Raw genomic sequence first — 13,861 nt, forward strand, 5'->3', positions numbered from 1 at the left:
TGCAATACGATTTAGTTGGCAGTCTTTGATCAACTGCTTACACTTACACGCATAAAATTAGTTTTATCCACTTTCTATTCCCTACTCTCTATTTTCATCCGCATTACCTAAAAGTTCTCTCACTAGGTACAGGGTGCAAAAAATACAAAAAATTCCTCAAGAATCAAGATTAAGGATAAGGTTATGGCAACCGAACAGTTAACTAGAGACAGCGATAATCTAGATTTAAATCAGCTACTAAGAACGCTGAATGCTGTTAAACAAGGTGACTTCTCGGCTCGGATGCCCATAGATCATACTGGTGTGGCGGGTAAAATAGCTGATACGCTCAATGATATTATCGATCAAAATCAGCGAATGGCGGCGGAGCTACAACGAATTGGTAATGTTGTCGGCAAAGAAGGCAAAATTGCTGATCGCGCCTCTCTCGGAGATGTTCGCGGTTCTTGGTCAGATTGTGTTACTTCTGTCAATACTCTCATTACAGATTTAGTTCAACCAACAGCTGAAACTACTCGTGTTATTCGGTCTGTCGCCAATGGTGACTTATCCCAAACGATCGCTACAGAAATTGATGGACGGCCTCTGCAAGGTGAGTTTCTCCAAACAGCTAATATCGTCAACACGATGGTAGATCGGCTTGGTTCTTTTGCATCGGAAGTTACAAGGGTTGCCCGTGAAGTGGGAACAGAGGGTAAGTTGGGCGTTCAAGCCGAAGTGCAAGGTGTGGCTGGCACTTGGAAAGATTTAACTGATAACGTTAACTTGATGGCGGGTAATCTCACCGGACAAGTTCGCAACATTGCCGAAGTTGCAACTGCGATCGCAAATGGTGACTTATCCAAAAAAATCACTGTTAATGTGAAAGGCGAAATTCTGGAACTAAAGAACACCGTCAACACGATGGTGGATCAACTGAATTCTTTTGCAAGTGAAGTAACACGAGTTGCCCGTGAGGTGGGAACTGAAGGGAAGTTGGGCGTTCAAGCCGAAGTTAAAGGAGTGGCAGGTACTTGGAAAGATTTGACTGATAACGTTAACTTGATGGCAGGTAATTTAACTGCCCAAGTCCGTAATATTGCGGAAGTGACAACGGCGGTAGCGAATGGCGACCTTTCCAAGAAAATTACTGTTGATGTCAAAGGCGAAATTTTAGAGTTGAAAAACACCGTCAACATCATGGTGGATCAACTTAATTCTTTTGCATCGGAAGTGACAAGAGTTGCGCGTGAGGTGGGTGCAGAAGGAAAATTAGGCGGTCAAGCAGAAGTTCGCGGGGTAGCAGGTACGTGGAAAGACCTTACCGATAGTGTGAATTTCATGGCAGGAAGCTTGACGGCACAGGTGCGGAATATTGCCGAAGTGACTACGGCGGTTGCAAATGGCGACTTATCCAAGAAAATCACTGTGGATGTGAAAGGCGAAATTCTGGAGTTGAAAAATACCATCAACACAATGGTGGATCAGCTTAATTCCTTTGCATCGGAAGTAACGCGAGTTGCGCGTGAGGTGGGAACTGAAGGGAAGTTGGGCGTACAAGCAGAAGTCCGGGGAGTTGCGGGAACTTGGAAAGATTTAACTGATAACGTTAACTTAATGGCGGGTAATCTCACCGGACAGGTGCGAAATATTGCCGAAGTTGCCACTGCGATCGCAAATGGCGATCTATCTAAAAAAATCACCGTCGATGTTAGAGGTGAAATTCTCGAACTAAAGAATACCATCAATATAATGGTGGATCAACTCAGTTCCTTTGCCAGTGAAGTCACAAGAGTTGCCCGTGAAGTTGGTAGTGAAGGTAAATTGGGTGTGCAAGCCGATGTACGCGGTGTAGCTGGAACTTGGAAAGATTTAACTGATAGTGTAAACTTCATGGCGGGAAGTTTAACGGCACAGGTGCGGAATATTGCCGAAGTAACTACGGCGGTTGCAACAGGCGACTTATCCAAGAAAATCACTGTCGATGTCAAAGGTGAAATTCTAGAGTTGAAAAATACTATTAATACAATGGTGGATCAACTCAATTCTTTTGCATCAGAAGTAACACGAGTTGCCCGTGAGGTGGGAAGCGAAGGTAAATTGGGCGTACAAGCAGAAGTGCGCGGCGTGGCTGGTACTTGGAAGGATTTAACCGACAGCGTGAATTTCATGGCGGGAAGCTTGACGGCGCAGGTGCGGAATATTGCCGAAGTAACAACGGCGGTTGCAACAGGCGATTTATCCAAGAAAATCACCGTCGATGTCAAAGGTGAAATTCTGGAGTTGAAAAATACCATTAATACAATGGTGGATCAACTCAGTTCCTTTGCAAGTGAGGTGACGCGAGTTGCGCGCGAAGTGGGAACTGAAGGGAAATTGGGTGTACAAGCAGAAGTTAAAGACGTTGCCGGCACTTGGAAAGATTTAACTGATAGCGTAAACTTCATGGCGGGAAGCTTGACGGCACAGGTGCGGAACATTGCCGAAGTGACAACTGCGATCGCCAATGGCGACTTATCGAAGAAAATTACTGTTGCCGTCAAAGGCGAAATTCTTGAACTCAAGAATACTATCAATATCATGGTGGATCAACTCAACTCCTTTGCAAGTGAAGTTACAAGAGTTGCGCGTGAGGTGGGAAGCGAGGGTAAACTAGGTGTCCAAGCAGATGTGCGCGGCGTAGCTGGAACTTGGAAAGATTTAACTGATAGCGTGAACTTCATGGCGGGAAGTTTAACGGCACAGGTGCGGAACATTGCCGCCGTCACCACCGCCGTAGCAAATGGCGACTTATCTAAGAAAATCTCTGTTGATGTTAAAGGGGAAATTTTAGAGTTAAAAAACACCGTCAACACAATGGTAGATCAACTCAATTCCTTTGCCAGTGAAGTGACGCGAGTTGCCCGTGAAGTGGGAACTGAAGGTAAACTAGGCGTACAAGCAGAAGTTAAAGGTGTAGCCGGCACTTGGAAAGATTTAACTGACAGCGTGAACTTCATGGCGGGAAGCTTGACGGCGCAAGTGCGAAACATTGCCGAAGTGACTACAGCCGTAGCAAATGGCGACTTATCGAAGAAAATCACCGTCGATGTGAAAGGGGAAATTCAAGAACTGAAAAACACTATTAATACAATGGTGGATCAGCTAAATTCCTTTGCATCAGAAGTTACAAGGGTTGCTCGTGAGGTGGGAACGGAAGGGAAATTAGGCGTGCAAGCCTACGTTAGAGGAGTTGCAGGAACTTGGAAAGATTTGACGGATAACGTTAACTCAATGGCGGGGAACCTCACCGGACAAGTTCGCAACATCGCCGAAGTTACCAAGGCGGTAGCTAATGGCGACTTATCGAAGAAAATCACCGTCGATGCCAAAGGTGAAATTTTAGATTTGAAGAACACTACTAACACAATGGTGGATCAACTTAGTTCCTTTGCATCGGAAGTAACACGGGTGGCGCGGGAAGTGGGAACGGAAGGGAAGTTGGGCGGACAAGCGCAAGTCCAAGGTGTTGCAGGGACTTGGAAAGATTTGACAGATAACGTTAATTCAATGGCGGGGAACTTAACAGCACAAGTGCGCGGTATCGCCAGAGTTGTAACCGCAGTTGCTAACGGTGACTTGAAACGGAAACTGATGCTAGATGCTAAAGGAGAAATTGAAACCTTGGCAGAAACAATCAACGAGATGATTGATACTCTAGCGACATTTGCCAATCAGGTAACTACAGTAGCGCGGGAAGTGGGAATTGAAGGGAAGTTAGGCGGACAAGCTAGAGTCCCTGGGGCGGCTGGAACTTGGAAAGATTTGACGGATAATGTAAATGAACTTGCTGCTACATTGACAACTCAGTTGCGAGCGATCGCAGAAGTTGCTACAGCTGTAACTAAAGGTGATTTAACTCGTTCAATTGCCGTCGAAGCATTAGGGGAAGTAGCGATACTCAAAGACAACATCAACCAGATGATTGCCAATCTGCGGGAGACAACGCAGAAAAATACTGAGCAAGATTGGTTAAAAACTAACTTAGCCAAGTTTACCCGAATGCTGCAAGGACAGCGAGACTTAGAAACCGTATCTAAACTAATTCTCTCAGAACTAGCACCCTTGGTAGGAGCGCAACACGGCGTATTCTTCCTAATGGAGTCTGCTGAACATACACCATATTTGAAACTAATTAGTAGCTACGCTTACCGCGAACGCAGACATCTAGCTAACCGGTTCCATTTGGGTGAAGGTTTGGTGGGACAATGCGCTTTAGAAAAAGAGCGAATTCTGCTGACAGATGTACCAAGTGATTATGTCAGAATTACCTCCGGTTTGGGAGAAGCGTCTCCCCTGAATGCCGTGGTGTTACCCGTACTCTTTGAAGGACAGGTGACAGCCGTGATTGAATTAGCATCCTTCCGGCGCTTTAGCGAAATTCATTTGACATTCTTCGACCAGCTTACCGAAAGTATAGCGATCGTCCTCAACACGATCGCAGCATCGATGCGAACTGAAGAATTACTCAAGCAATCGCAATCTTTGGCTGAAGAACTCCAAACCCAGCAAAGCGAACTCCGAGAAACCAACAAGCGTTTAGAACAACAAGCCCAATCACTCAAAACTTCCGAAGATTTACTCAAAGGACAGCAAGAGGAACTGCAACAAACCAACGCCGAATTAGAAGAAAAAGCAGAGTTGTTAGCGATGCAAAAGAAAGAAGTCGAGCGCAAAAATCGGGAAATCGAACAAGCAAGACTATCTTTAGAAGACAAGGCTGAACAACTCGCCCTTTCTTCAAAATACAAATCAGAATTTCTCGCCAACATGTCCCACGAACTGCGGACACCGTTGAACAGCTTGTTGATTTTGGCGAAGTTGTTGTCAGATAACATTGATCGCAACCTTAGCGCCAAACAAGTCGAATATAGCCAAACAATTTACTCAGCAGGTACTGATTTGTTGGCGTTAATCAATGACATTCTGGATCTCGCTAAAATTGAATCTGGAACTATGTCAATTGACATGACCCAAATTCCCTTAGTAGACTTGGGTGAACAAGTTGAGCGTACTTTTCGGCAAATAGCTGAGACTAAAAAACTTGCCTTTGCAATTGAATTTACTCCTGAATTGCCCACCAGCATCTATACAGATGTCAAACGCTTACAACAAGTATTAAAAAATCTCCTTTCTAACGCTTTTAAGTTTACAGAGAAAGGGGAAGTCCGCTTGCAGATTGCCCTAGCAAAGCAGGGATGGAGCAACGACCAAATAACTTTAAATGGCGCTCAAAATGTCATTGCTTTCTCAGTTAGCGATACAGGTATTGGCATCGCCCCTGACAAACAAAAAGTTATTTTCGAGGCATTTCAACAAGCCGATGGCTCTACCAGTCGGAGATACGGCGGTACGGGATTAGGCTTATCAATTAGCCGCGAAATCGCCCGTCTCTTCGGCGGTGAAATTAAACTCACAAGTCAACCCGGACAAGGTAGCACCTTTACATTCTTTTTCCCACAATTAAGTCCTGAGTCAACATCAACACAACTCAGCACTCCTTACTCAGAAACGCGATTAATCGGGTCTAATACAGACGCGATGAATCGCGTCTCTACAATGATTAATGACGATCGCGCTACTATTGCTATAGGCGATCGCGTCTTGTTAATCGTCGAGGATGACGTAAAATTTGCCCGTATCCTCATAGAAATGGCGCAACAAGATGGATTCAAGGTGATAACAGCCCAAAATGGCAGTACAGGTTTAGCACTAGCCCAGCAATTCCATCCTTCAGCCATTTTGTTAGATATCAGGTTGCCAGAAATGGATGGCTGGACGGTATTAGATCGTCTAAAACATGACCCAAATACCCGTCATATTCCTGTACATATCATGACAGTTGAGGAAGGGAGACAGCGCGGTTTGCAACTAGGTGCGATCGCATATCTACAAAAACCCTTAACCAGCGAGACAATATCTGAGGCGTTGACTAAAATTAAGGGTTTTGTTGAGCGCCAGGTAAAAAATTTACTGGTAGTCGAAGATGATGACACTCAACGGCTTAGTATTGTCGAGTTAATTGGCAACAGTGATGTTTCTACTACTGCTGTTGCTACTGGTACAGAAGCCCTAGAAGCCATCCGTAACCAGCATTTTGATTGTCTCGTCCTCGACTTAGGGCTACCCGACATGACCGGGTTTCAACTGATCGAGCAGATTAAGCTTCTACCCAACGGCAAAAGCTTACCAATCATTGTCTACACCGGTAGAGAAATTAGCAAAGCTCAAGAAACTGAACTCAGACGGATTGCGGAAACAATCATCATTAAAGATGTGCGATCGCCCGAACGTCTCCTTGATGAAACAGCATTATTTTTACATCGAGTCCAAGCAAATTTACCAGCACCCAAACAACAAATACTTCAACAACTCCATTCCATCGATTACTTACTCGCTGGCAAAAAAGCGCTAATTGTAGACGACGATATGCGTAATATTTTCGCGCTGACAAGTATGCTGGAACGTTATCAGATACAAGTGTTATACGCCGAAAACGGCAGAGAGGGAATTAACCTGTTAGAAACTACACCAGATATTGATGTCGTTTTAATGGACGTAATGATGCCAGAAATGGACGGTTACGAAACAACAAGCTTAATCCGCCAAAACGAGCAATTTAAATCTTTGCCGATTATTGCACTGACCGCTAAAGCCATGCAAGGCGATCGCGAGAAGTGTATTGAAGCCGGTGCATCAGACTACATTACCAAACCCGTTGATACTGAGCAACTCCTTTCACTCTTGCGCGTTTGGCTATATCGTTAGCGATCGCTATCACTAAGCACTCCTCAAAGCCACAATGGGGTCGAGTTTTGCCGCGCGACGGGCAGGAACAACGCCAAAGAATAAACCAATACCACCAGAAACACCAACTGCCATACTAATCGCTACCGGAGAAAGACTCGCTTCTAAAGGAGTCAAAGCTCCCACTAACAAAATGCCACTAACACCAACCGCAGTCCCAACTAATCCGCCAGCTGCGGAAACTATCACCGCCTCAATGATAAACTGGAGCAAAATATCTTGCTCAGTTGCGCCGATCGCTTTTCTTAATCCGATTTCTTGAGTGCGTTCGGTGACGGAAACTAGCATAATATTCATAATCCCAATGCCGCCGACAAACAAAGATATGCCAGCGATCGCAGCTAACATAATTGTCAAAGCACCTGTAATTTGACCAACAGTTTGCAAGGCATCCTTTTGAGAGCGAAGCGTAAAATCATCTTCACCATTAATTTTGTGCCGTAAGCGCAGCAAATTAGTAATTTGAAACTCTGCTGCATCCACGCTCTCGGAATTACGAGCGGCTGCAACGAGGTAATCTAAAGAAATACCATAGGGAGAATTCTTTCCCACAAGTCGGTTTGCCGAGGTGGTGATTGGTATTAAAGCAGCATTATCATAATCTGCTCCCACGCTAGAACCTTTGGCTATTAACGTCCCAATCACTTGAAAGCTGGTATTTCCAACTCGCAATTGCTGACCGATGGCGTTACTATTACCAAATAGTTTTTCTGCCAAATCTCCACCTAGCACAACGACTTGATTATTTCGCTTGATATCTACCTCAGAGAAAAACCTACCTTTAGCTGTTTCAAAATCCCGCACCGATAGAAAGCTGGGAGTTGTGCCAATGATATTGACATCGGTGTTTCTGTTGCGGAATATAACCACCTGTCTGGTGTTTAACTCTGGTGCAACTCCTACTACTGTTGGCACTTGAGAAGCGATCGCTTCCGCATCTTGTAACACCAGAGTTTTTGGCACTTCAAAGGAGATCCGCTCAGTTTCTCGATTCCCTGGAAGTACAAATAGCACATTTGGCCCTAATGACTCCAACTGTTTATTAACGTACTTTTGCCCACCTTCGCCAATCCCAATCATGGCAATTACTGAGGCATTGCCAATAACTATACCCAACATCGTCAGGGCGCTACGCAGCTTATTTGACAACAGGGTTTTCCCCGCCATTTGGACACTTTCTAAAAAATTCATGTCTTAATAATTACAAATTATTCTGTTTTTCTTTGGCTTTTTCGATTTTGTAGTCTTTGGGTGGATTAACAAAAATGCGATCGCCTTCTTTAACTCCCCCTAAAATCTGAGTTTGGTCTTTGATTTGCGCCCCGACGGTAATTTCGCGGAACTGGGGTTTATTTTTTGCATCTGGTATAAGTACGCCAGTCTTACCCTTTTCGGTGACAATTGACACCGTTGGTAACACTAAGGCATTATTAACGCGATCGCCTAAAAAAGTCAGATCCACGTTTAAGCCAGAACGCAATTTATCTGTGCCAGTATCAAGAGCAACCCGCACCTGGAAGGATGTGACACCTTGTTCCACAACTGCTTCTGGAGCAATCAGGCGCACATGACCTTTAAAAATGCGATCGGGATAGGCATCGGCGACAATTTCCACTTGCTGCCTTTGTTTAATTCTGCCAATATCAGCTTCAGGAACTTGAGCTAATATTTCTAAACCCCGTGCGACAGCGACAATTGAACTGGAAGTTGCCGACGCACTCGTAGAAGCAGAAGTTGTCGGTGTCACAAAAGCCCCTGGTTCGGCATACTTTTGCGTCACAATTCCCGAAAGGGGAGCGCGAATAATGGTATCTTCCAACTGCACTTGCACACCCTTCAACTGAGCCTCAGCACTGGCAACAGCCGCTTGTCGTTGGTCGATTTCCTCAGAACGAGTGCCATCTTGTAATAGAATCAATGCCGCCCGTGCTTCATTTACAGCTGCTTGTCGTTGGTCGATTTCCTCAGAACGAGTGCCAACTTGGAGTAACGACAATCGTTTTTTAATTTCTTCTAAATTGGCTTTAGCACTTTTGTCTTCGCTGATAGCTTGATCGAGTAATTGCTTGTTCTCTGCACCCTCTTTGTATAGATATTGGTAACGCTTTACCTGTTCGCTGGTATAGTTCACCTTTGCTTGAGCCGCATCCACTTGGGATTGAGATTGGGCAATCTCTTGGGGACGATTACCAGCCTTAGCTGCGGCTAGTTGGGCTTGAGCTTGTGCTAACCGCGCCTTTCCTTGAGCGATTTCTTGAGGACGGCTACCAGCAAGGGCTTCGGCTAATTGTGCTTGACTTTGGGCTAAGTTAGCCCGATACTGACTTCTTTGAGCTTCAATACTCGCGCTATCCATGCGGGCGAGGATTTGCCCTTGTTGAATGCGATCGCCTTGTTCTACGTATAATTGCGATAACACTCCGGGGTTCTTCGGACTAATATTTACACTCTGAACTGGCACGACTTTGCCACTAGCTGTAATCAGCAAAGTAACGTTTTTCGCTGTGACTGGCACTGTTAATTCAGCAATGTCTTCTTTATTTGTCCCTTGATTTACCAGGGTGTAGGTTGTCACACTACCTACAACCAAAGCACCACCTGCCATCAGCCCAATCAGCCAGCGCAATGGATACTTAACTTTGCCAATAACTGGAATTTCTATGTGAGTAGCCATATTATATAGAAGCCTGTCAAAATTGCTGTGTAGGAATACCTTTTAGTTAAAGGGCAAGTGCAGAATAGGGAGTTGGTAAACCTTTGGGATTTAAATTTTTATTACTAAAGTAACAACTAAACGCATAATTAAGCTTCATAGTTGCTTAATATTCCTTCATACTAGGCATTAGTATTTGTGTATGTCTTCACCTGAATGGGTGACTTTTGCCACTCGTGGGTAAGATAGTTTATTTGCTATCTACCAAAAAACCAAGATCCCCGACTTCTCAAAGAAGTCGGGGATCTTTCATATCGATCGCGAATAATTCAGGATGGCTATAGAGAAGGGGTTTATAATTATTGCTGAAATTGAATCCTTACAAATAGTGCGTTACGGGTTTCATCCTATAGCGTTTCCTAATCATACAAGGTACATCATAGTCCCCTCATCGCTTGCGGGGAGGGGGGTGGGGTTCTTGTACTACAGTGACTACTTTTGTTCAAAAATCAAATATGATTCCTCTACTTGTGTAAAACTACTAAATTGGGGCACAAATTTTCCGCCACACCTTTCTGTACTTGCTTCATAAGCATGGAAACAAATTTATCAAGGTCGCATGGTTTAAGTAAATAGTCTTCAAACTCTACATCTGGAATTTGGTCATAAGTACCTCTGGTAGATGTTGAAGTCACAATCACTGGAATATGATTGCCATTATCTGCTTCCATCGCAGTCAATTTATTCAGTAATGTATAAATACTTTCACCTAAGAACCTTATCTCACACACTACAATATCGGGGGTGAAACAACTCAGGATTTCTAAAGCTTCTTTTACTGAACCAGCAGTAATCACATTTGCGCTCAAGTCTTTGAGTAAAAATGCATACAAATCTCTACTATCGCGATCGTTGTCTACAACGAGTACTTGTACACCATTGAGTATCCCAACTGCCAAGCAAAAGCCATTGATTAAATTCATAACAAGACCTGCGATTAGGGATTTAAGTGCAAAGTGGGCTGAAAAATCCGTAGTAGAGATACGAGTTTTTGCGTCTCTACTGTATTAGGTCAAAAGGTGCATTGATTTCAAATAGGGTATGGGGCATTGCAAAACAGATTTTCATCTTTTATTGTGGGTGCAACTAATGGATTCTCTTCCAAAAGTAGCTTTTGCAAGAGCAGGGGTTTTTTATTACCCCTTTCCTCTTTACCCTTTTACCAACTTCTGTAAGAAGTCTATTAGAAAGGTTTCCTTACCAACTCGAAGCAAGCTTCTGGCTCAGGAGAAGAGTAGTTACAGAGAAAAATATCCAAAGAATAATTTTTGCTAGAAATCAAACAGAAAAACTTTCTTTCTGTAATATGGCAGGGCGTTGTTTGATTTTCTAAATTAGTTGATTAACAACGATATAAAACGTAATAAAAACAAATGTGGCAACCAAACTATTTCAGTAATTACGCGGTCAAAATCTGAAGCCTCCTTCGCGTAGCGCACCGATGTACACACAAGTCGAAAAATGCTCTTTTGTCAGAGTGAAAGTATCACACTGACTGACACGCCCAGAACTGAAGTTCAGGGCTGATAGCGAAAGTCTACTCAAGTGGACTGAATTGATCTTGCGATCGCAACGAAGTGGAGCGAAGCAATCACCAGGACTCTGCGTTCGCGAAGCGTGTCCGAAGGACTTATGCTTCACTCCGTTCGCAATGAAAAGTGTTTAACCGGACATGATATTACATATTTTCATCCGCTACTAAGGATATTTTTTATACAAAAACAATGAAAGTTTAGGGTGCGGAATGTGGGATTTAGTCCACTTGAGTGGACTTTAGCTATGAGACTCGGAATTTATTCTGAGGTGGGATAGAAACGCAGCGCGAGAAAAGACATGGAATTATTTAAGGGGGTTGAGGGATCTCCTGGGCGTAAGTCATTTGCATAATTAACTAAAAGAATTATTGCCATTCCCTATCCTCAAGTTCCTTTTGAGGCAACAATAAGGTGGCTTCAATTTCCTGCCTAATAGCAGCCGTTACTTCACAATTGCTATGCAGACAATCAAGTAGTAACTGATTGGCATCGTAGTATCGTTGCAGCACTTGCTGTTGTTCAGGGCTAAACTGCCACTGGTGGCTAATGTTACGATAATTAATGATTGTTATCTTTAACTGTTCAGCCCAAGCTGAATAGTTTGTCTGCCCCCATAACCCAAGCCATTCTTCACTTTGGCGATAATTTGGCAATTGCTCAGAGAGTTGTTGCAGAGATTTATGGAGTCCAACATCCAGAACAATACCCAGAATGTTCGAGAGAGCATCACCACAGGCGTGAATGTGAGCAAAGTCCTGGCTCCCATCAATTGCACACTCTAGAAGCAGGTCATCTAAAGCCGTATCCAGAAACATTCCCTGGTCGAGACTGCTGGCTAGGGCAAAGTGAGAAGCTATGTGAGGTGTGCGACTCAAGGCAAGGTAAAATGCTCGAATTGTCGCATCTTTTGCAAGGCTTGGAATAGTACGAGATTTTTGGCTTCCCCAGGTCAAAAACTCTTGTAAATAAGGGTCTTGGCTAACCAGTGCATCAATCTGTTGCTTCATCAACTGTACCAGAGAGTCTGCACTTCGGAGCATGGTAGCTGTTAACAAAAAAATTTCGTGCCAGTGCGGGTCTGTAATATGGCTAACTAATCCTTCTAAAGCTTGCCCAAAAGCTTCTAGGTTATAGCTGGCAACAATTTTTCTGGCCGTGAAGTATTCTTGAAATGCCAAATAGGAGAAGGAAAAAATTCCCCGCGCCCGTTCTGCCAGTAGCCCATGTTGAGCCTCAATTGCTTTTAGCGCTGCTTCACTTTCTATTTGCAGTTCTTCGACATCCATTGGCACGTTGCTCAGATTTTGAATGTAGTCACCAATGTATTGTTCAACGATGCGTTGTTCAAAAAAGTATTGACCTTGCTCAAATGTCGCGGCTGCAATCTGACTCAATAATTTGAGCTTTTGTGGTAACAAAAACCCTCGGTAAACGTCATCTCGTTCAATGCCTCTAGCTTGATCCCATTTGCCCAATAGAAGGTCTAAACCTTCCTTATAAAAGTCAGTCCGCTTAGTCGGAAATTTTTCTTGGCCATGAAACACCCAGCAAGCAAGATGCAGAAATAGGGGTGTGACTACAAGTTGGCGAAACTGCCAGTTTTCATCTAACTCCAACTTCTGAATAAACTGAACGGACTGCGCTTCACCATCTTGAATGTTGGTTTTGGTAAATGTCACAAACCATTTTTGAGCGAAGGCGATGATTTGTTCTGAGGTAAAGGGCGCAATCTCAACATCAGTAAAGCCTCGAAGTCCGAGTTTTTGAGACGCTGTTCGACAGGTCGCCACAAACTGATTTTTATGATACTTTTCTGAAAACCTGCGAATTTCGCTTAAGATAGCATTGCTTTGTTGGTTAAGAATTTCATCCATGCCGTCAAGTAACAGTAACACTCTGCCCGCACTAAGTAAAGTTTCAATTACTGACGGATCGGAAATTCCAGATGTGAGGAACTCCTGGCGGATGTATTTTAATAGGCTAAACTCGTTGGTGGCTTTAGATTCTTCCGCAAAGTTTCTCAAGGTGATGAAGATTGGAACTAAGTTCGCCGCAAATGCACCTTGGTTACATTGAATAGCGAGATATTGTAAAAAAGTAGTTTTACCTACCCCAGGTTTGCCTAGTACTCTGAGCTTGGAGTATTTTTCAACTGCCTGTGTACCAGGTATCTGTTTTTGATCGACTTCACCTAAGCCAAAGCGGTTAAATTCTTTTGGATCGAGCTTTTGCAATTCAGTGATGTCTAACGATTGAAGACTAGCAATTTCCTCCAAAATATTCAAATCTATATATATGTCATCGATTGCAATAGGGCGGCTAATATCCAATAATTGCAAAATTCCACACTGGTCTTGAATTTTGTCGAAGCGTTGCGATCGCACTTTTTCCACCAAGCCATCAATACCTAGTACTGGGGATCGGCTATATTCTTCTAATTCCATAAATTCTGCCGGCGGATTAGTAGCAATCTTCCGCCAATTCAGTTCTAAAACGGAACAAATTTCAATAAAGGTATGACGCTCAACCGGACGACCACTGAAAAACCGCCAAATCGGTTGTCTAGTTTTGAGGTTAACTTCGGCTGCTAAATTGTCTTGCGTCCATCCCTTGAGAGCAAATGCTCTTTTAGCTTCTTGAATGCCAGTAAGTGATGCTTGGAGCGATCGCTTGACCATAGGACAATAACCCTGCTCCTTAAATCATGGACTTTAACTTTTATTAATATCTGCAATTTTATAGCTTTTGCTGCGATGCTAACATTTCATGCGCATAAAGTTATACAAAA

At 43.7% G+C, this 13,861-nt stretch carries 5 protein-coding genes; 1 reads left to right on the plus strand and 4 read right to left on the minus strand.

Annotated features, from left to right (window positions below; translation table 11 throughout):
- Positions 1 to 183 precede the first annotated feature (183 nt).
- Positions 184 to 6,786, plus strand: coding sequence for a HAMP domain-containing protein (locus GTQ43_RS21115; protein ID WP_265274697.1), 6,603 nt, complete (start codon positions 184 to 186; stop codon positions 6,784 to 6,786).
- A gap of 12 nt (positions 6,787 to 6,798) precedes the next feature.
- Here GTQ43_RS21115 and GTQ43_RS21120 read toward each other — a convergent pair whose 3' ends face one another.
- The 4 genes from GTQ43_RS21120 to GTQ43_RS21135 form a co-directional block, all read right to left on the minus strand.
- Positions 6,799 to 8,016 carry an ABC transporter permease gene (locus GTQ43_RS21120; RefSeq protein WP_265274698.1) on the minus strand — a complete coding sequence of 406 codons (1,218 nt, stop codon included), beginning with the start codon at positions 8,014 to 8,016 and terminating at the stop codon, positions 6,799 to 6,801.
- A 10-nt stretch (positions 8,017 to 8,026) separates the two neighbouring features.
- A complete protein-coding gene (locus GTQ43_RS21125) occupies positions 8,027 to 9,499 on the minus strand; it encodes an efflux RND transporter periplasmic adaptor subunit (RefSeq protein WP_265274699.1) in 1,473 nt (490 codons plus the stop codon).
- Between the two features lie 503 nt (positions 9,500 to 10,002).
- On the minus strand, positions 10,003 to 10,461 hold the full coding sequence (locus GTQ43_RS21130; RefSeq protein WP_265274700.1) for a response regulator: 459 nt from the start codon (positions 10,459 to 10,461) through the stop codon (positions 10,003 to 10,005).
- Positions 10,462 to 11,438: 977 nt separating this feature from the next.
- Positions 11,439 to 13,751 (minus strand): NACHT domain-containing protein, encoded by a 2,313-nt coding sequence (locus tag GTQ43_RS21135; RefSeq protein WP_265274701.1) that lies wholly within the window; start codon positions 13,749 to 13,751, stop codon positions 11,439 to 11,441.
- Positions 13,752 to 13,861 lie beyond the last annotated feature (110 nt).

This window comes from Nostoc sp. KVJ3, from assembly GCF_026127265.1.
Taxonomy (GTDB): Bacteria; Cyanobacteriota; Cyanobacteriia; order Cyanobacteriales; family Nostocaceae; genus Nostoc.

What these genes read in the sequence shown, in the direction of transcription:
- GTQ43_RS21130 (WP_265274700.1), bottom strand. Translation starts at nt 10,461, where the DNA reads ATGAATTTAATCAATGGCTTTTGCTTGGCAGTTGGGATACTCAATGGT.
- GTQ43_RS21115 (WP_265274697.1), top strand. Translation starts at nt 184, where the DNA reads ATGGCAACCGAACAGTTAACTAGAGACAGCGATAATCTAGATTTAAAT.
- GTQ43_RS21135 (WP_265274701.1), bottom strand. Translation starts at nt 13,751, where the DNA reads ATGGTCAAGCGATCGCTCCAAGCATCACTTACTGGCATTCAAGAAGCT.
- GTQ43_RS21120 (WP_265274698.1), bottom strand. Translation starts at nt 8,016, where the DNA reads ATGAATTTTTTAGAAAGTGTCCAAATGGCGGGGAAAACCCTGTTGTCA.
- GTQ43_RS21125 (WP_265274699.1), bottom strand. Translation starts at nt 9,499, where the DNA reads ATGGCTACTCACATAGAAATTCCAGTTATTGGCAAAGTTAAGTATCCA.